Consider the following 18,311-nt stretch of genomic DNA (forward strand, 5'->3'; position numbering starts at 1 on the left):
TTCAAGCGGGTGGATTGAACAGGCTGTCAAAACTGTCGCGGTTGATCCAGCCATAGGTGTAATTTGCATAGTATAGCGCAAATAATGCCGCAGACAGCATCGTCGTTCTCAGCAATATAGTGCCGGGCTGAAAATTGCCGGGGGCGCTGTCAGCTTGTCCCGGCACTTTGGGCAAACCCAATTCATCATGCGTACGTACGCCAATGGGCAGGACAACGAACGCTGTCATAACCCAAAACAACGCATATATGGCGATAATCGATGTCCAGGTCATGCGGTCTCCACAATTAAAACATCAACGATAGGTTTCTTGCCGGTCCAGCTCACCGCCACACGGCGCACGGCCAAACGCACCGTTTCGCGCAACTTATCATAATCGCCGCGATGATCCTTCACCGCTTTCACCGCAGCGGCGGTAGCTTCCTCGAGAAAATCGTCCAGATCTTCTTCGATTGGCACGCCGTGCAACCGGATTTCAGGGTTGCCAAGCATCCGGTCCTTGCCATCAAGCGCGAAGGCGACTGAAATCAGGCCATACCAGGACAGGCGGCGGCGTTCGTTCAATGTCGCGCCGTCGGCGGCGATGATGGTATCACCATCCAGGATTAAACGACCTGTGCGTTCCTTGCCGATAATCGCAGGTTGGCCCGGCGCCAAGCGGACGACGTCGCCATTTGACTGCACGATAGCTTTAGGTACGCCATGGGCACGCGCAAACCGCGCCTGTTCGGCCATATGACGACGTTCGCCATGGACAGGGATAAGGACGTCGGGACGGACCCAATCATATAGTGCGGCCAACTCGGGCTGGCCGGGGTGGCCAGACACATGCACATGTGCCTGCTTTTCGGTGACCGTCAATATGTTACGTTCGGCAAGCTTGTTCATGATGATGCCGATTGCGATTTCATTCCCGGGGATCTGCTTTGAGGAGAAAATGACTGTGTCGCCTTCCTCCAGCTTCACTGGGTGATTCCCTTCTGCAATACGTGCCAGCGCCGCACGTGCTTCGCCCTGCCCGCCAGTGGCGACCACGATAACCTCATGACGCGGCAGGCTGTCGACGCTCTCCATTTCGACGGTTTTTGGCATATCTTTCAGATAACCGTTGGCCTGCGCCGCTTCAATAATCCGGTGTAGCGAACGACCCGCAAAGCACAAAGTGCGCCCGCTTTCGCGCGCCACTTCACCCAGAGTTTGTAAACGAGCGGCGTTGGATGCGAAGGTGGTGACGACCACCCTACCCTTGGCTGCCTTGACCGACTTTAGCAGGTCATCCTTTACGCTGCCTTCGCTGCCGCTGGTTTCCGGATTAAAGACGTTGGTTGAATCGCATACCATCGCTAGCACTTTGCTGTCACCGATTGCAGTCAGCGCCTCTTGAGTCGATGGTGTGCCCAGTACCGGGCGGGGGTCCAGTTTCCAGTCACCAGTGTGGAATATCTTGCCATACGGCGTGTTGATCAGACACGCGCTCATCTCAAGAATGGAGTGCGCCAGCGTGACTAATTTAAAATCAAACGGCCCCAACGAAAATGCGCCTTCCATCGGGATGACATTCAGCTCGATGATGTCAGCGATGCCTTCTTCTTCCAGCTTGCCTCTGATCAAAGTGGCCGTAAAAGGTGTCGCGTAGAGAGGTACGCCAAGGTCTGCCGCGAAATAAGCGACTGCCCCAATATGATCTTCATGACCGTGGGTTAGCACTATACCAAGCAAGTCATCCTTGCGCTTTTCGATAAATTCCAAATCTGGCAGGACAAGGTCAACACCGGGATATTCGGAATTCGCAAATGTCAGGCCAAGGTCAACCATCACCCATTTACCCTGACACCCATACAAATTGACGTTCATGCCAATTTCATTTGATCCACCAAGGGCAAGGAAAAGAAGTTCATTTTTTGGGGTCGTCATTAGGTAAGTTCTCTATTTCTGTACAAAAGCGCCAGCCCCCGCAGCGTCAAATCGGGTTCTACCCGGTCGAATAAATGGCCATGTTGCTGAAACAGGATGGCCAAACCGCCGGTCGCAATAACCGATACAGGTTCGCCAATTTCAGCCTTCATCCGTGCGAGGATCCCCTCGATCATCGCCACATAGCCCCAATAGATGCCAATCTGCATTTGTCCAACAGTCGTTGTACCAATCACGCTTTCATTTGGCGGCGGTTCGATTGCAATTCGCGGCAACATGGCGGCAGCGGCGTATAAGGCATCAAGCGACAGATTAACCCCCGGAGCAATGCTCCCGCCACGATAGGAGCCATCCGGGCCGATATAGTCAAAGGTCGTTGCCGTTCCAAAACTGATCAGTATCTTGTGGCCTTCGGCAAGCGATTGTGCCGCGATTGCGTTGACGGCGCGATCAGCACCCACGGCATGCGGTTCTGCGACCTGCAACTGAATTCCCCAACCAACAGGTCCCCGCCCTGCGACTAATGCCTCACATCCGAAATAGCGCGTGGCCAGCAACTGCAGATTATGCAAAGCGCGGGGAACAACAGTCGCAATGATAACTGCATTGATGTCTGTACGACGATAACCGGCCATTTGGATCAACTGATCCAGCCAGACGGCATATTCATCTGACGTGCGGCGCGCATCAGTCGCGATACGCCACCGTTGCAATATTGTTCCCGCATCATCCACCAACGCAAATTTTACATTGGTATTACCCGTATCAATCGCGAGCAGCATAGCTCACCCCTGTTAAATGAGAAAAACGTCGGCGGCGTGAATGGCACGAATTGAGCCATCCGCCAAGCGAAGCTGCAAGGCGCCTGAGTCATCCAAGCCGGCATACAAGCCTTGCAGATATTCCCCGTCAGGCAACGCAACAGACAGGCCGGTTCCGCGAGCGTGGGCATGTGCTTCCCATTGACGAACAATTGCTATCATCCCCGATCGCCGCCAAGTGCCGAGATGGCGGTCAAATGACTCTGCAACGATCTCTACTGCCGATTGTGCATCAGGTGGTGTCGCACCGAGCGTCAAAAGGTCAGATACTTTGCGATCCAAATTTTGCGGGTGCCAGACGAGGTTAAGGCCAATGCCCACCACTACCGCGTCGCCTGTGCGTTCCAACAATATGCCGCACAATTTTGCGCCATCGATTGTCAGAACATCATTGGGCCATTTGAGGGCAATCCCGACTTCCGGCGCCATATGTCGTACCGCATCGAATACCGCAACTGCAGCGACAAAGGCGAGACTGGCAGGCGACGGATCGTTCTCGCGAAGTCGGACAATCGTGCTGGCGAACAAATTGCCTTTAGGGCTTTCCCAGTCGCGCCCAAGTCGGCCGCGTCCGCCATCCTGTGCGTCCGCACGAAGCCATAATCCCTCAGGTGCGCCATGCACCGCGCGCGACAGGAGATCTGCGTTCGTTGATCCTGTGAGCGCAACTTCTTCGAATGTCGGCTTCAGAACAGCGCCCTTGCCGCATAAGCTGTCCAAACCCCTAGAGCAGGTATCGCGAAGTAGCCCAAAGGCGAGTTCACCGCGGCGAGCACGCTGCCGGTCCAGACAAGTACCTTGTCGTCACTTTCGACTATGACATCGGCAGCGTCATCAAAATACATGACCTTAACGACCTTCAGATAATAGAAAGCGCCAATTACAGAAGCTGTGATGCCGATCACGGCGAGCGGCAGCAGGTCAGCGGCAACGGCGGCGTTAAAGACCACCAGCTTGCCCCAGAAGCCGAACAATGGTGGAATACCCGCAAGGCTGAACATGAAAATCGCCAAAGCCGCCGCAAGTGCAGGGCGTGTCTTTGATAGACCTGCGATGTCGGCAAATTCCTCACGATATGCACCGTCGCGGTCTTTAAACTGCATCAGGCAGACAAAACTGCCTAGGGTCATCGCGACGTAGATGACCAAATACACCAGCATTGCTGCAATGCCCTGTTCAGTGCCCGTAGCAAGACCGATCAAGATGAAGCCCACATTGTTGATCGAGCTGTAAGCCATTAGTCGCTTCAAATTTTGTTGGCCGATGGCACCGACTGCGCCGATGATGATTGACATCAATGCGACCGCAATAATGATCTGCTGCCAGACCAATATTTGCGATCCAAAAGCCTCAAGCACCACACGGATGGTCAATGCGATGGCGGCGACCTTTGGTGCGCTCGCGAAAAAGGCGGTCACAGGCGTTGGCGCACCTTCATATACGTCGGGCGTCCACATGTGGAAGGGCGCGGCGCTGATCTTGAAGGCGAGACCTGATAAAATAAACACTATCCCGAAGATCAGGCCAAGGCCAACTTCAGTTTCCATGGCGGCACCGACGGCCGCGAAGCTTGTCGAACCTGCAAACCCGTAAACCAAAGACGCTCCGAACAAAAGCATGCCGCTGGCAAGTGCGCCAAGAACGAAATATTTCAGGCCGGCCTCGGCGGAACGACCATCCGAACGCACGAAACTTGCCAGAACATAAGCTGAAAGGCTTTGAAGTTCGAGGCCGATATACAAGGAAATTAGGTCGGTCGCTGAAACCATGACGCCCATGCCGACGCAGGAGAGCAGGATAAGAACTGGATATTCGGCCCGCATGGCGCCGGCTTTTTCCAGGAAACGCGGCGCGATCATCAACGAAATAGCAGCTGCGATGAAGATCAGTATTTTGGAGAAGTTGCCAAACGCATCATTGACCAAAAGGCCATCAAAAACGGATGCATCTGTACGGTTTATCATAAAATTTATAACGAACGCCGCAGCAGCGGCCAGCGCTGCGACTGACAATATGCTAATTAACCGTCCCGCCTGTTCACGCCACGCGGCGAGTAGCAGCAACGCAAGCGCCGAGAAGCTCAGGACGATCTCTGGACGGACCAAAGCGAGAGAAGCATTCAGTTCCATTATCAATGGCTCCCCTCAGCCACATTTTTTTCGGGACTATGCACCACGCGGTAACGCGCAGTTGTCGGGTCCACTAATTTCAGCTTGCTGTCACCGGCGGGTGCAGCGCGTTCGACGCGTTCCACAATCGTTGCAACGTCGCGGCGTATGGGTGCGAGGAATGTTTCGGGGTATACGCCCATCCACAAGACGACCACGGCAATCGGCGCGAGCAGCCAAAGTTCGCGGCTATTTACGTCCGACATTGCGGCCGCATCGGCGTTAGCCTGCGGACCAAAAGCAATGCGGCGGTAGAGATACAACATATAACCAGCCCCCAGGATGATCCCGGTGGTTGCGATAAACGTGGCCCAGGTCGACACCTTGTAAGCGCCGGCAAGGCTTAAAAACTCCCCAACGAAGCCACTGGTGCCAGGCAGGCCGACACTTGCCATTGTAAACAGCATGAACAGCAGGGCATATTTGGGCATGTTGACGCTCAGTCCGCCATAACGGCTAATCTCGCGGGTATGGAGGCGGTCGTAGATGACGCCAACGCATAAGAAGAGGGCACCCGATACCAGTCCGTGGCTCAACATAACGATGATCGCCCCTTCGATACCTTGTTGGTTGAAGGTGAACAGACCAACCGTCACAATTGCCATGTGCGCGACCGACGAATAAGCGATCAGCTTTTTCATATCCTGCTGCACAAGTGCAACAAGGGATGTGTAAACCACGGCAACCATCGAAAGTCCAAAGACAAGCGGGATGAAGTCGGCGCTTGCCTCCGGAAACATCGGCATTGAGAAACGCAGGAAGCCATAGCCACCCATTTTGAGCAACACGCCTGCAAGTATGACCGAACCAGCGGTCGGTGCCTGAACGTGCGCATCCGGCAGCCATGTGTGAACTGGCCACATCGGCATCTTCACTGCGAAGGATGCGAAAAAGGCAAACCAAAGCCACTTTTGGGCCTCTGCGGGGAAATCGGTGTTCAGCAATGTCGGGATATCTGCAGTGCCAGCAAACTGTATCATCCACAGCATTGCGATCAGCATCACTAGCGAACCAAGCAATGTGTAGAGGAAGAATTTGTAAGAGGCGTAAATGCGGTCCTGCCCACCCCAGATACCGATGATGAGATACATCGGGATCAAGCCAGCTTCAAAGAAGATGTAGAACAGCAACAAATCCTGCGCCGCGAAGACGCCAATCATCAGCGTTTCCATAAGCAAAAACGCCGCCATATATTCGCCGACCCGTTTCTGAATCGAGGTCCAGCTTGCGCCAATGCAGATCGGCATCAGAAAGACAGACAGCATGATAAGCGTCAGCGAAATACCGTCAATTCCAAGCCGCCAACCAATAGGGCCAAACCAGGTGGCGCTTTCTGTAAATTGCCACTGCGCGCCTGCTGGATCGTAACTAAGCCAGAGACCAACACCCAGGACCAGGTTCAACAATGTCGCCGCCAGCGCAAGAATGCGCGCAAGCTCAGCGCGCACGAACAGGCACAGCGCTGCCGCGACCACCGGAATGGCCAGCATAATCGAAAGTACAGGGATATCCGCGGCGTTCATTACACTCTCACCATCATCCAGCTAACCGCGATGACCAGTCCAAGAAGCATCACAAGCGCATATGTATAAAGATAACCCGACTGCATCCGCACAGCCATTTTGCTGCCAAAGGAAACCAAGGCTGCGGAACCGTTTGGCCCAAAACGGTCGATGATTCCGATGTCACCCTGTTTCCAGAACAGGCGTCCGAACCAGAACGCAGGACGCACAAACAGGAAGTTATAGAGCTCGTCAAAATACCATTTATTGAGGAAGAAACGATAGATAGGTGCGAAGGTCGTGGCCAAACGCTGTGGCGCGTCCTCAGAGCGTTGATACATAAAGTAGGCCGTGGTCAGACCAATAAGCATCGCGATTGTCGATGAAAGTTTTACCCACAACGGCACCTCGTGCATTTCATGCATTAGATGCTCGTTAAAATAGAGCGTACTATTGGCCCAGAATGCGCTTCCAGCCGCTGCATCAATGAACTGGTTGTGGAACACGAACCCCGCAAATACAGCCCCTACTGTAAGCAGAGCCAGCGGAACAAGCATGGACCAGGGGCTTTCATGCGGATGATATCCGCCGGTTTCATCGCCATGGGCAGTATGCGCATGCCCGCCGTGGTCGCTTCCGGAATCTTCCTGCGCAGGGGGATTATGCTCGATATGATCGTGCACGGCATGTTGAATATGTTCCGATTGCATCCAGCGCGGTTTGCCGAAAAAGGTCAGGAACATCAGACGCCAGCTATAAAAGCTCGTCAAAAGTGCAGCGATCACACCAATGGCAAAGCCATACATATGATAAGTGGATTCACTGGCGAACGCGGCTTCAATGATCGCATCCTTGGAATAGAAACCAGCAAATCCGCCAAGCCCGACAATACCAACTCCCGTAATAGCGAGTGTCCCGGCCATCATTGCCCAAAAGGTCAGCGGGATATGTTTCCGCAAACCGCCATAATAACGCATGTCCTGTTCATGATGCATCGCGTGTATCACCGAGCCAGCGCCGAGGAACAGCAACGCTTTGAAGAACGCGTGAGTGAACAGATGGAACATCGCCGCGCCATATGCGCCGGTTCCTGCGGCAAAGAACATATATCCGAGTTGCGAACAGGTTGAATAAGCAATGACGCGCTTAATGTCTGTTTGAACCAGGCCAACGGTCGCGGCGAAAATGGCTGTCGTCGCTCCAACAATTGTCACCACATTGAGCGCAAACTGGCTCGTTTCGAACAATGGTGAAAGGCGACACACCATAAACACGCCGGCAGTCACCATGGTTGCTGCGTGGATGAGGGCCGATACTGGCGTTGGCCCTTCCATAGCATCAGGCAACCAAGTGTGGAGGCCAAGCTGCGCAGATTTCCCCATGGCACCAATGAACAGCAAGATGCACAGCAAGCTCATGGTATCAACGCGCAGACCAAGGAAGCCAATGCTTGACCCTACCATATCGGGCGCTGCGGCGAGAATTTCGGGAATGGAAACAGTGCCGAATAACCAGAATATGCCGAAGATACCGAGCATGAAGCCCAAGTCGCCAACGCGGTTGACTACAAATGCCTTGATGGCCGCTGCATTCGCGCTTGGCTTCTTATACCAGAAACCAATCAGCAAATAGGACGCGAGGCCAACGCCCTCCCAACCGAAGAACATTTGCACAAGATTGTTGGCCGTAACCAGCATCAACATTGCAAAGGTAAACAGCGACAGATACGCAAAAAAGCGCGGCTGATCGGGGTCTTCCTCCATATAGCCCCAGCTATACAGATGGACGAGCGCAGATACGCTGGTGATCACCACGAGCATGACAGCGGTCAGTGCATCGACGCGCAATTCCCAGTCAAAAGTCAAATCCCCCGACTGCACCCATGTCATCACGGGTTGCACATAAGCAGTCTCGCTGCCGTTCAGGAACCCGATGAATATTGGCCAGCTCAGGAAAGACGCAATGAACAAGCCAGCAGTTGTGATCGTCTTTGCCGCCAACGCGCCAATGAACCGCTGCCCTAAGCCTGCGACCAGCGCAGCCAGAAGTGGCAGAAATACGATAATATGTATTGCAGTCACTGGATGTTACCCCTTCATCCGGTTGACGTCATCAACGGCAATTGTGCCACGGCCGCGGAAATAAATCACCAATATGGCAAGCCCAATCGCGGCCTCACCGGCAGCGACAGTCAAAACGAACATCGCGAAGACTTGCCCGGTCAGGTCACCTAAAAACACGCTGAATGCGACCAGATTGATGTTCACTGCGAGCAAGATCAGTTCAATCGCCATCAATATGATGATCACATTCTTACGGTTCAGAAATATGCCAAGCACGCCCAACACAAACAGGATGCTGCTGACCACGAGATAATGTTCAATACCAATCACAGCTCAATCCCCTGCCCGACGGGCTGATTAACATTACGCGTAGCGTCTTCAGGACGGCGCTGCACTTGGCTGCTGATATTCTGGCCCCGCGTGCCGTGGCTGCGGCGGTGGGTCAGAACAATAGCGCCGACCATGGCTACTAATAGGATCAACCCCGCGGTTTCGAACAGGAACACATATTTGCTGTAAAGCAGGCGGCCGATCGCCTCGATGTTGGGCACTGTGGCTGATGTTGTCGCAACGCCTGTCTCAGGTGTACCCAACTGAACAGCGCCAGCCTGAAACGCGCCAATTCCAAGCACCAGTTCAGCAACCAACACCACCGCCAGTAACAACCCAAGTGGTACGTTTTTCACGAAGCCCGCTCGCAATTCGGCGAAGTCGATGTCGAGCATCATGACCACGAAAAGAAACAGCACTGCAACCGCACCGACATATACTATAACCAATAGCATCGCGATGAACTCAGCACCGATCAGGACCATGAGGCCTGCTGCGTTAAAGAATGCAACAATCAACCAGAGCACGCTGTGCACTGGGTTACGCGCGAAGATGACCATCGCAGCAGACGCAATGACGATGCTTGCGAAAATATAGAATGCGACGAGCTGAATCATGATGCGTCGCCCTTAACGATAGGGTGCATCGGCGGCAAGGTTCGCGGCAATTGCCCGCTCCCATTTGGCACCGTTGTCGAGGAGCTTGGCTTTATCATAGAGCAATTCCTCACGCGTTTCAGTTGCGAATTCGAGGTTCGGACCTTCGACGATGGCGTCAACGGGGCATGCCTCTTGGCAAAAGCCGCAATAAATGCACTTGGTCATGTCGATGTCGTAACGCGTTGTGCGGCGGCTGCCATCTTCGCGTGGTTCGGATTCAATCGTAATGGCCAGCGCCGGGCACACTGCTTCACATAATTTGCACGCGATGCAGCGTTCCTCACCATTTGGATAACGGCGCAGCGCATGTTCGCCGCGAAAGCGTGGGCTCAAAGGATTCTTCTCGTAAGGATAGTTGATCGTAGCCTTCGGTTTGAAGAAATATTTCAAGGTCAGCATGTGCGCCTTGACGAATTCCCACAATGTGAAGCTTTTGATGAGATGCGTAATTGTGGTCATGCGAAATGCCCTGTGAACATAAGATAGCCGCTCACCAAAAAGACCCACAACAGCGAGATCGGCAAGAATACTTTCCAGCCCAATCGCATCAATTGGTCATAACGGTAACGCGGCACTGTCGCCTTCACCCATGCGAAGATGAAAAACATGAGCAGAATTTTAAGGAAGAACCAGATGATACCTGGAACGGCATAAAGCGGAGCCCAATCAAAGGGTGGCAAATATCCGCCCCAGAAAAGGATCGCATTTAGCGCGCACATTAACAGGACGTTCGCATATTCACCCAGCCAGAACAATGCAAAGGCCATCGACGAATATTCCGTCTGATAACCCGCAACCAGCTCAGCCTCGGCCTCTGTCAAATCGAACGGGGCTCGCGATGTCTCGGCCATCGAACTGATAAGGAACATGATGGCAATCGGGAACAGCAGCGGGTTGAATGCATAAGCGTTGATGAAGCCCAAGATGTGCCCGCGCTGCCCTTCGACGATGCCACCAACGTTGAATGTGCCTGCCCAAAGAACGACGCTGATCAAAATAAAGCCAATGGAAACTTCATATGAAATCATTTGCGCAGCAGCGCGCATAGCCGAGTAAAATGGATATTTGGAATTGGAAGCCCAACCCGCAATGACGACGCCGTAAACGCCAAGGCTGCTGATCGCGAGAATGTACAGCAGGCCAACATTTATATCCGACAACACGACGCCGCTGGCGAAAGGAATAACTGCCCAAGCCATCAACGCGACAGTGAAGGTGATGATGGGCGCAATCAGGAACAATCCACGGTTCGACGCGCTTGGTATGATGGTCTCCTGCAAGAATACCTTGAGGCCATCGGCGAAGGACTGCATGATACCGAAGGGGCCGACCACGTTTGGTCCCTTACGCAAGGCGAATGCTGCCCACAATTTGCGTTCCGAATAAATAATAAGCGCTACGGCCAGCATCAACGGGAACGCAATGAGCAATATGCCTGCAATGGTCGCAATGAACCATGCCGCTTCGTAGCTCATGCCAAGGCTTTGGAAGAAGGAAGTCATTCGGCCGCCTCCAGATAATGCGTGCCGTGCACCAATTCTGCCGAGCATTTTTGCATCGTTTCCGACGCGCGGCAGATGGCGTTGGTGAGGTAGAAATCTTTGATAGGATAATCCGCAATTTTGCCGCTAACCCCGGCCGGCAAGACAGGTTCAGACCAACCATAATCGGCCAAGCCCTCAACACCAAGCGCAGGTACAGCCGTCGCCATTTCTGCGCGTAAAGCGTCAAGACTGTCAAATGGCAGGCGTTTCCCCAAGACATCGGACAGCGCGCGGAAAATCGCCCAATCTTCCCGCGCATCACCAGGCGGGAAGACGGCACGTTCGCCACGCTGAACGCGCCCTTCAAGGTTTACATAAGTGCCCGATTTTTCGGAATAGGCAGCGCCCGGCAAAATAACGTCTGCATGATGCGCGCCATTGTCGCCGTGGTGGCCGACATAGACTTTGAAGCTGTTTCCAAACAGGCTGTAGTCAACCTCGTCCGCGCCAAGGAAGAACGCCAATTTTGGCGAAGACTCCGCCAACTTTTTAATGCCGCCCTCGTGCGCATAGCCAAGCATAAGACCGCCCATTCGCGCCGCAGCAAAATGCAGAACGTTGAAACCGTTCCAGCCATCACGAACGAACTTGAACTTTTTGGCTAAGGCCAACGCCGCACCATGCACGCCGTCATAGCGCAACGCACCGCCACCAACGATGATCGCTGGCCGTTCGGCCGTCTTCAGTGCCTCAGCAAGGGCCTTAGGTGCTTTTCCAAGCGCGCTCAGGTCATCGCCCAACCACTCAACCTTATAGGTCAGGTCAGTCACCGGGCCGATTGCAAAGACCCGGGCCCCTCGCTTCCGGATCGCCTTTTGAATTCGCGTATTCACCAATGGTGCTTCACGCCGAAGATCGCTGCCGACCAATAAGATCACATCAGCATTTTCGATGCCAGCAATCGTCGTGTTGAAGTTCACCGCTGAAAGCGAGGATGTGTCATAAGCCAGGCCGGTCTGACGCCCTTCAAGCATCTTGGTGCCAGCTAATTCACGCGCTGCGAACATGGTTTCGCAATCGACCTGATCGCCGGCCAATACGGCTGCTTCGCCGGTCCAATGTGCCTTTATGGCCTCAAAGGCCTCGCCCCAACTAGCGGCGACGAGCTTCCCGTCTTTACGGATATAAGGCTTGTCCAGTCTGCGATGCATTAGGCCATCAACGGCATGGCGCGTTTTATCCGACGCCCATTCTTCGTTCACATCGTCATTGATGCGGGGCAATGCACGTAAAACGGCCCTGCCCCGGCTGTCGAGACGGATGTTTGTGCCCACGGCGTCCATGACATCAATGCTTGGCGTTTTCTTCAACTCCCACGGACGGGCTTCAAATGCATAAGGCTTGGACGTCAGCGCACCCACTGGGCACAGGTCGACAACATTGCCTGAAAGCTCGCTTTGCATGGCATGCTCAAGATAAGTCGTGATCTGTATATTCTCGCCGCGACCAATCGCGCCGACTTCTTCAATGCCAGCCACTTCTTCGGCAAAGCGGACGCAGCGGGTGCACTGAATGCAACGGGTCATTGCTGTTTTGACAAGCGGCCCCATATATTTTTCAGTCACCGCGCGCTTGTTTTCCTCAAATCGCGAAGCACCACGGCCGTAAGCAACACTTTGATCCTGCAAGTCGCATTCGCCACCTTGGTCGCAAATCGGGCAATCGAGCGGGTGGTTGATGAGCAAAAACTCCATCACACCTTCGCGCGCTTTTTTTACCATTGGCGTGTCAGTGCGGATGATCTGGCCTTCAGTCGCAGGCAGCGCGCAAGACGCCTGAGGCTTTGGCGGCCCGGGGGCAACCTCAACCAGGCACATGCGGCAATTGCCCGCGATGGAAAGCCGCTCATGATAGCAAAAGCGCGGAATTTCCTTCCCAGCCATCTCACACGCCTGCAAAACGGTCGCGCCTGCAGGGACTTCGATGTCCAATCCGTCTACGGTGACTTTAGGCATTTTTACTCCGCCGCCTCCAACATATTGTCGCCCTTGGCTTCATGAATGCGCCGCTCCATCTCCGGACGGAAATGTTTGATAAGGCCTTGGATCGGCCAAGCCGCTGCATCGCCAAGCGCGCAGATAGTGTGGCCTTCGACCTGTTTGGTTACATCGTACAGAGTGTCGATATCGCCAATGTCGGCGTTACCGGTACGCATCTTTTCCATCACGCGCCACATCCAGCCCGTGCCTTCGCGGCACGGCGTACATTGGCCGCAGCTTTCATGTTTGTAGAAGTAGGATAACCGGGCGATGGCCCGCACAATGTCGGTGGACTTGTCCATCACGATAACAGCTGCTGTGCCAAGGCCGGATCCTACCTCTTTACAGCCATCAAAATCCATCGGTACGTCCATCATCATGGCCGCAGGGACCAATGGGACGGACGAACCGCCGGGTATGACTGCAAGCAGATTGTCCCATCCGCCGCGAATGCCGCCGCAATGCTTCTCGATCAGTTCTCGAAATGGAATGCCCATTTCTTCTTCGACAACACACGGCTTTTCAACATGACCGGATATCTGGAACAGCTTCGTGCCATGGTTATTTTCACGACCGAAGCTTTTGAACCAAGCCGCACCACGCCGCAGAATTGTTGGGACTACCGCGATACTCTCGACATTGTTCACTGTCGTGGGGCAACCATAAAGCCCTGCGCCTGCCGGAAATGGGGGCTTCAGACGCGGCTGACCCTTTTTGCCCTCAAGGCTTTCGATCATCGCGGTTTCTTCGCCGCAGATATATGCGCCGGCCCCGCGATGGACGAAGACGTCGAAGTCATAGCCTGATTTTGCAGCATTCTTGCCTAGCAAGCCTGCTGAATAGGCTTCGGCAACTGCCTTTTCGAGAATCTTGGCTTCAAAGATATATTCACCGCGAATGTAGATATAGGCGGCGCGCGCGCGCATGGCGAAACCGGCGATCAGTGCGCCTTCGATCAATTTATGCGGATCGTGGCGGATGATTTCCCGGTCTTTGCAAGAACCCGGTTCGGATTCATCGGCATTGATCACCAAGAAATTAGGACGTTCGGGCGTTGGCTCCTTCGGCATGAAACTCCACTTCATACCCGTAGGAAAACCAGCGCCGCCGCGACCGCGTAGGCCAGAGGCTTTCACTTCCTCAATGATCGCGTCTTGGCCAACCTTCATGAGGTCAGCAGTCTTGTCCCAATCACCACGCACCTGTGCAGCTTTCAGCCCAAAATCCTGATAGCCATACAGGTTGGTAAAAATGCGGTCTTTGTCAGCGAGCATCAGCCCAAACCTCCAAGCAGAAACCAAGCAGCACCAGCAATGAGCAAGCCAATGACGGCAAGTTTAATGATGCCAGTCAGCAATTTCCACGCAACGAACGCGGCGATGAGAACGCCGATTAGCGGGAGCAATTCCATTAGACCGCCCCCTCATTGAACAGCCCGTGATGATGGACTTGGGCCAGCATCCGTCGTGCCACACTGGCCGACGAGTAAGAAGGCGAACTGGACCCAGAAACAAGTTCACGGTGACGGCGAGGTGTAAAGTAATGGTTCACTTCCACTCCTCCCGATAATCATGGTTCCTGTCTACCATCGCCTGCAAAGTCGTCGCGCCGCCATAAGGTTCAACTGTGTGTCGCCCCGGCAGCTGCGTTCCGACCTTCGGTTGCTTGCCTTCGACCAAATCGGTGAGGATGGCCGTCATGCTGTCATAATCGAGATCTTCGTAATTATCGTCGTTGATCTGAACCATAGGCGCTGAAGCACAGTTGCCCATGCACTCTACCTCATTCAGCGTGAACATACCATCCGGTGTCGTGGCACCCTTGACCAAGCCGCGGTTCTTACAAGCCGCCATGATGTCGTCGCTCCCGCGCAACATGCATGGCGTGGTCCCGCACACTTGAACATGGTATCGGCCAACCGGCGCAAGATTGTACATCGTGTAAAAAGTAGCGACCTCATAAGTCCGCATATAAGGCATCCCGAGATAGCCCGCGACATATTCGATCACTGGGATGGGAAGCCAGCCCTGCGTTTGGGTTTCTTCGCCGACCTGACGCTGCGCAAGGTCAAGCAGCGCCATCACGGCCGATTGCTCACGTCCAGCAGGATAGCGGGCGATAAAGATATCAGCTTTCGCTTTATACTCCGGCGAAAAGGCAAAGCTGCCCCATTTAGCCCGGGTTTCAGCCTCATCAGGGATGTGTACCGCGTCAGCCATGTGCTTCTTTCCGTCCCCAAATCCGACCGATATATGCGCCGAACATCATGGCAGCAGCGGTCGAACCCACTTCCTTTGCCGACACCTCGGCATGAAATAAATAGAGATAGGCCGCGACCAACGCGACCGACCCAAAAGCCGCTGATGCCAAAAATATAAGTTCACGTGTCATCAGCGGTCACACTCCCCGAACACGATGTCGAGCGCACCCAATATTGCGGGTGTATCGGCCAGCATGTGTCCACGGCTCATAAAATCCATCGCCTGCAAATGCGAGAACGCCGTTGGACGGATTTTGCAGCGGTACGGCTTGTTTGTATCATCGGAGACAAGATAGACCCCGAACTCGCCTTTCGGGCTCTCAGTGGCCACGTAGACGCTCCCTGCGGGCACTTTGAAGCCTTCGGTATAAAGTTTGAAGTGATGGATCAATGCTTCCATCGACTGCTTCATCTCTGCCCGCTTTGGCGGGACGACCTTGCGATCATCGCTGCAGACCGGGCCTTCGGGCATTTGTTGCAAGCACTGCTTTATTATTCGGACTGATTGGCGCACTTCTTCAGCACGGACCATGAAACGGTCATAGCAATCCCCTCGCGTGCCAACAGGAATGTCGAACTCCATCTTGGCATAGACGTCGTAAGGCTGGCTCTTGCGGATGTCCCAGGGAATACCTGCGCCCCGGATCATTGGGCCGGAAAAGCCCCACTTGATCGCGTCCTCCTTGGACACGATCGCGATATCGACGTTGCGCTGCTTAAAAATGCGGTTGTCGACCACCAGCGACATAGCGTCTTCGAACAGGCGCGGCATGCGATCGTCCAACCATTCAGCAATGTCGGTTAGCAGCTTTAACGGCACATCCTGATGCACGCCGCCAGGGCGGAACCATGCCGCGTGCATACGTGCGCCGCTTGCCCGCTCGTAAAAGGTCATTATATCTTCGCGGATTTCATACAACCACAATGGCGGGGTCATTGCGCCAACATCGATAATGTGGTGCGCGATGTTCAACGTATGGTTCTTAATACGCGTCAGTTCAGCAAACAACACACGCAGATATTGCGCACGAATGGGCACTTCCAAATCCAACAACTTCTCGACCGCGAGCACATAGCTGTGCTCCATCGCCATCGGCGATGCATAATCCAAGCGATCGAAATAAGGTAACGCCTGCAAATAGGTCTTGTACTCGATCAGCTTTTCAGTGCCGCGATGCAAAAGGCCGATATGCGGATCAAGCCGTTCGACGATTTCACCGTCCAACTCCATCACCAGACGCAAAACGCCGTGCGCTGCGGGATGCTGAGGCCCAAAGTTGATGGTGTAGTTCTGGATAACTTCATCACCAGTGGTTGGGGCGAGATCCTGTTGCATGCTCATGCTTTGTCTCCCGTCGCCTTCGGCTTGCGGACGCTGCGCTTGACCGCTTCCTTGTTCGCGGCCTTGCCAGCACCCGTTTGCGTCGCGGTGTCAGTCGTTTTCGGGGTACCTGGCGGCGGCGAACTTGGCTTAACCGGGTCCTTTTTAACTTCTTCCGCTGTCATCCGCTGCGTTGCGCCCTTGCCCGCACCTTCACCATTTTTCTCGTCGCCCGGTAGGACATAATCCGCGCCTTCCCAGGGCGACAGAAAATCAAAATTTCGGAAATCCTGCGCCAATTGCACCGGCTCATACTTCACACGCTTTTCTTCTTCGGAATACCGCAGCTCGACATATCCCGACAGTGGAAAGTCCTTACGCTGCGGGTGGCCGGAAAAGCCGTAATCGGTCAAAATACGCCGCAAATCCGGGTTGCCGGAGAAAAGCACCCCGTACATATCGAACACTTCGCGCTCCAGCCAACCAGCCACAGGCCAGATACCCGTTACCGACGGAACTGGCTGATCTTCATTCGTCGTCAGATGCACGCGGATTCGGTGGTTCTTTGTCAGACTTAACAGGCAATAGACAACCTCAAACCGCGGATCACGATCGGGCCAGTCGACCCCGGCCATTTCCATCAATTGCTGATACCCGCATACATCGCGGAGTTGGACCATTGACTCCACCAACGCGTCGCGGTGAACATGCACGGCGACTTCACCATTGGCTTGTTCTATTGAAACCATATGCTTACCAAGCGATTTTGAGATCGCTTCTATCGTACCGTCAGGCGTGGTAATTAAAGGCGCGGAATGGCTCACCGTTCTATAGTCCCTGTCCGGCGGATTTTGCGCTGTAGTTGCATGATGCCGTACAAGAGCGCTTCTGCAGTTGGCGGACATCCGGGAACGTAAATATCTACTGGCACTACACGGTCGCAACCACGCACGACGCTATAGCTGTAGTGATAATAGCCGCCGCCATTTGCACAACTGCCCATAGAGATAACGTATTTTGGTTCTGACATCTGGTCATAAACCTTTCGCAGGGCGGGTGCCATTTTGTTGCACAGGGTGCCCGCAACGATCATTACATCGGACTGACGCGGTGATGCGCGCGGCGCAATACCAAAGCGTTCAAAATCATAGCGCGGCATATAGCCATGGATCATCTCGACCGCGCAGCAGGCAAGTCCAAAAGTCATTGGCCACAAGGAACCCGTCCGGGCCCAATTGAACAGGTCTTCCGCCGAAGAAACGACAAAACCTTTGTCATTAACTTCGCTTTCAATATCCTTGAAGAACGCCGCATCCGGCGCTTGCACGTCAGAGTGTGCCGGGGTGATTACTCCCATTCGAGTGCTCCCACTTTCCAAGCATAAATAAACCCGATGACCAGTTCGAACAGGAACAGCATCATTGTGCCCCAACCGATCCAACCCGTTTCCCCCAAGCTAACCGCCCAAGGGAACAAAAAGGCTGCTTCGAGGTCAAAAATGATAAACAAGATCGCAACAAGGTAAAAGCGAACATCAAATTGGCTTCGTGAGTCTTCAAAGGCGGGAAACCCGCATTCATACTCGGACAGCTTTGCCTCATTTGGTTTATGCGTGCCCGTCAGGCGCGATACACCCATCGGCAAAAACACGAATGCCGACGACAGGACAAGTGCAACCACCAGAAACAGCAGTATGGGCAAATATTGCGACAAATCGGTCATATCAGACTCACTTCCGAAACCTCGTAAG

At 54.0% G+C, this 18,311-nt stretch carries 20 protein-coding genes; all 20 read right to left on the minus strand.

Features of this window, described 5'->3' with window-relative positions; translation table 11 throughout:
* Position 1: 1 nt before the first annotated feature.
* The 20 genes from ACK4S7_RS03665 to ndhC all read right to left on the minus strand — a co-directional run bounded on the left by ACK4S7_RS03665 (position 2) and on the right by ndhC (position 18,283).
* On the minus strand, positions 2-274 hold the full coding sequence (locus ACK4S7_RS03665) for a DUF1467 family protein (RefSeq protein WP_409644612.1): 273 nt from the start codon (positions 272-274) through the stop codon (positions 2-4).
* Positions 271-1,914, minus strand: a complete 1,644-nt coding sequence (locus ACK4S7_RS03670; RefSeq protein ID WP_409644613.1) for a ribonuclease J — start codon at positions 1,912-1,914, stop codon at positions 271-273. Before ACK4S7_RS03670 ends, ACK4S7_RS03665 begins: the two co-directional genes overlap by 4 nt.
* Positions 1,914-2,696: a type III pantothenate kinase gene (locus tag ACK4S7_RS03675; protein WP_409644615.1), complete on the minus strand. Its 783-nt coding sequence runs from the start codon at positions 2,694-2,696 to the stop codon at positions 1,914-1,916. The genes ACK4S7_RS03670 and ACK4S7_RS03675 overlap by 1 nt, the downstream gene beginning before the upstream one ends.
* 12 nt (positions 2,697-2,708) lie before the next feature.
* Positions 2,709-3,455, minus strand: coding sequence for a biotin--[acetyl-CoA-carboxylase] ligase (locus ACK4S7_RS03680; RefSeq protein WP_409644617.1), 747 nt, complete (start codon positions 3,453-3,455; stop codon positions 2,709-2,711).
* A complete protein-coding gene (nuoN, locus tag ACK4S7_RS03685) occupies positions 3,422-4,864 on the minus strand; it encodes an NADH-quinone oxidoreductase subunit NuoN (RefSeq protein WP_409644618.1) in 1,443 nt (480 codons plus the stop codon). The genes ACK4S7_RS03680 and nuoN overlap by 34 nt, the downstream gene beginning before the upstream one ends.
* A gap of 2 nt (positions 4,865-4,866) precedes the next feature.
* Positions 4,867-6,426, minus strand: a complete 1,560-nt coding sequence (locus tag ACK4S7_RS03690; protein ID WP_409644619.1) for an NADH-quinone oxidoreductase subunit M — start codon at positions 6,424-6,426, stop codon at positions 4,867-4,869.
* Positions 6,426-8,486, minus strand: coding sequence for an NADH-quinone oxidoreductase subunit L (nuoL, locus tag ACK4S7_RS03695; RefSeq protein WP_409644620.1), 2,061 nt, complete (start codon positions 8,484-8,486; stop codon positions 6,426-6,428). Before nuoL ends, ACK4S7_RS03690 begins: the two co-directional genes overlap by 1 nt.
* Before the next feature lie 6 nt (positions 8,487-8,492).
* Positions 8,493-8,798, minus strand: a complete 306-nt coding sequence (gene nuoK / locus ACK4S7_RS03700) for an NADH-quinone oxidoreductase subunit NuoK (RefSeq protein WP_409644621.1) — start codon at positions 8,796-8,798, stop codon at positions 8,493-8,495.
* Complete coding sequence (locus ACK4S7_RS03705; RefSeq protein WP_409644623.1) at positions 8,795-9,415, minus strand: NADH-quinone oxidoreductase subunit J; 621 nt, start codon at positions 9,413-9,415, stop codon at positions 8,795-8,797. Before ACK4S7_RS03705 ends, nuoK begins: the two co-directional genes overlap by 4 nt.
* Before the next feature lie 12 nt (positions 9,416-9,427).
* A complete protein-coding gene (nuoI, locus tag ACK4S7_RS03710; protein ID WP_409644624.1) occupies positions 9,428-9,916 on the minus strand; it encodes an NADH-quinone oxidoreductase subunit NuoI in 489 nt (162 codons plus the stop codon).
* Positions 9,913-10,959, minus strand: coding sequence for an NADH-quinone oxidoreductase subunit NuoH (gene nuoH / locus ACK4S7_RS03715; RefSeq protein WP_409644625.1), 1,047 nt, complete (start codon positions 10,957-10,959; stop codon positions 9,913-9,915). Before nuoH ends, nuoI begins: the two co-directional genes overlap by 4 nt.
* A complete protein-coding gene (gene nuoG, locus ACK4S7_RS03720) occupies positions 10,956-12,956 on the minus strand; it encodes an NADH-quinone oxidoreductase subunit NuoG (RefSeq protein ID WP_409644626.1) in 2,001 nt (666 codons plus the stop codon). The genes nuoH and nuoG overlap by 4 nt, the downstream gene beginning before the upstream one ends.
* Positions 12,957-12,958: 2 nt before the next feature.
* Entirely contained in the window at positions 12,959-14,254 is a 1,296-nt protein-coding gene (gene nuoF, locus ACK4S7_RS03725) for an NADH-quinone oxidoreductase subunit NuoF (RefSeq protein WP_409644627.1), read from the minus strand.
* Positions 14,254-14,391: a hypothetical protein gene (locus ACK4S7_RS03730; protein WP_409644628.1), complete on the minus strand. Its 138-nt coding sequence runs from the start codon at positions 14,389-14,391 to the stop codon at positions 14,254-14,256. The genes nuoF and ACK4S7_RS03730 overlap by 1 nt, the downstream gene beginning before the upstream one ends.
* A 136-nt stretch (positions 14,392-14,527) precedes the next feature.
* Positions 14,528-15,199: a complex I 24 kDa subunit family protein gene (locus ACK4S7_RS03735; RefSeq protein WP_409644629.1), complete on the minus strand. Its 672-nt coding sequence runs from the start codon at positions 15,197-15,199 to the stop codon at positions 14,528-14,530.
* On the minus strand, positions 15,192-15,371 hold the full coding sequence (locus ACK4S7_RS03740; protein ID WP_409644630.1) for a hypothetical protein: 180 nt from the start codon (positions 15,369-15,371) through the stop codon (positions 15,192-15,194). The genes ACK4S7_RS03735 and ACK4S7_RS03740 overlap by 8 nt, the downstream gene beginning before the upstream one ends.
* Complete coding sequence (locus tag ACK4S7_RS03745; protein ID WP_409644655.1) at positions 15,371-16,576, minus strand: NADH-quinone oxidoreductase subunit D; 1,206 nt, start codon at positions 16,574-16,576, stop codon at positions 15,371-15,373. The genes ACK4S7_RS03740 and ACK4S7_RS03745 overlap by 1 nt, the downstream gene beginning before the upstream one ends.
* A 2-nt stretch (positions 16,577-16,578) precedes the next feature.
* Complete coding sequence (locus ACK4S7_RS03750) at positions 16,579-17,385, minus strand: NADH-quinone oxidoreductase subunit C (protein ID WP_409644631.1); 807 nt, start codon at positions 17,383-17,385, stop codon at positions 16,579-16,581.
* Entirely contained in the window at positions 17,382-17,918 is a 537-nt protein-coding gene (locus tag ACK4S7_RS03755; protein WP_409644632.1) for a NuoB/complex I 20 kDa subunit family protein, read from the minus strand. The genes ACK4S7_RS03750 and ACK4S7_RS03755 overlap by 4 nt, the downstream gene beginning before the upstream one ends.
* Positions 17,909-18,283, minus strand: coding sequence for an NADH-quinone oxidoreductase subunit A (gene ndhC, locus ACK4S7_RS03760; protein ID WP_409644633.1), 375 nt, complete (start codon positions 18,281-18,283; stop codon positions 17,909-17,911). Before ndhC ends, ACK4S7_RS03755 begins: the two co-directional genes overlap by 10 nt.
* Positions 18,284-18,311 lie beyond the last annotated feature (28 nt).

The organism is Sphingorhabdus sp. (genome assembly GCF_046292425.1).
In the GTDB taxonomy this organism is placed as follows: domain Bacteria; phylum Pseudomonadota; class Alphaproteobacteria; order Sphingomonadales; family Sphingomonadaceae; genus Sphingorhabdus_B.

Bases quoted from the DNA above. Each gene is read 5' to 3' on its own strand.
- ACK4S7_RS03740 (WP_409644630.1), bottom strand. From the start codon at position 15,371: ATGACACGTGAACTTATATTTTTGGCATCAGCGGCTTTTGGGTCGGTC.
- nuoI (WP_409644624.1), bottom strand. From the start codon at position 9,916: ATGACCACAATTACGCATCTCATCAAAAGCTTCACATTGTGGGAATTC.
- nuoF (WP_409644627.1), bottom strand. From the start codon at position 14,254: ATGCTCGCTGACAAAGACCGCATTTTTACCAACCTGTATGGCTATCAG.
- ACK4S7_RS03730 (WP_409644628.1), bottom strand. From the start codon at position 14,391: ATGGAATTGCTCCCGCTAATCGGCGTTCTCATCGCCGCGTTCGTTGCG.
- ACK4S7_RS03675 (WP_409644615.1), bottom strand. From the start codon at position 2,696: ATGCTGCTCGCGATTGATACGGGTAATACCAATGTAAAATTTGCGTTG.
- ACK4S7_RS03735 (WP_409644629.1), bottom strand. From the start codon at position 15,199: ATGGCTGACGCGGTACACATCCCTGATGAGGCTGAAACCCGGGCTAAA.
- ACK4S7_RS03755 (WP_409644632.1), bottom strand. From the start codon at position 17,918: ATGGGAGTAATCACCCCGGCACACTCTGACGTGCAAGCGCCGGATGCG.
- nuoH (WP_409644625.1), bottom strand. From the start codon at position 10,959: ATGACTTCCTTCTTCCAAAGCCTTGGCATGAGCTACGAAGCGGCATGG.
- ACK4S7_RS03665 (WP_409644612.1), bottom strand. From the start codon at position 274: ATGACCTGGACATCGATTATCGCCATATATGCGTTGTTTTGGGTTATG.
- ACK4S7_RS03690 (WP_409644619.1), bottom strand. From the start codon at position 6,426: ATGAACGCCGCGGATATCCCTGTACTTTCGATTATGCTGGCCATTCCG.
- ndhC (WP_409644633.1), bottom strand. From the start codon at position 18,283: ATGACCGATTTGTCGCAATATTTGCCCATACTGCTGTTTCTGGTGGTT.
- ACK4S7_RS03705 (WP_409644623.1), bottom strand. From the start codon at position 9,415: ATGATTCAGCTCGTCGCATTCTATATTTTCGCAAGCATCGTCATTGCG.
- nuoN (WP_409644618.1), bottom strand. From the start codon at position 4,864: ATGGAACTGAATGCTTCTCTCGCTTTGGTCCGTCCAGAGATCGTCCTG.
- ACK4S7_RS03670 (WP_409644613.1), bottom strand. From the start codon at position 1,914: ATGACGACCCCAAAAAATGAACTTCTTTTCCTTGCCCTTGGTGGATCA.
- nuoG (WP_409644626.1), bottom strand. From the start codon at position 12,956: ATGCCTAAAGTCACCGTAGACGGATTGGACATCGAAGTCCCTGCAGGC.
- ACK4S7_RS03745 (WP_409644655.1), bottom strand. From the start codon at position 16,576: ATGCAACAGGATCTCGCCCCAACCACTGGTGATGAAGTTATCCAGAAC.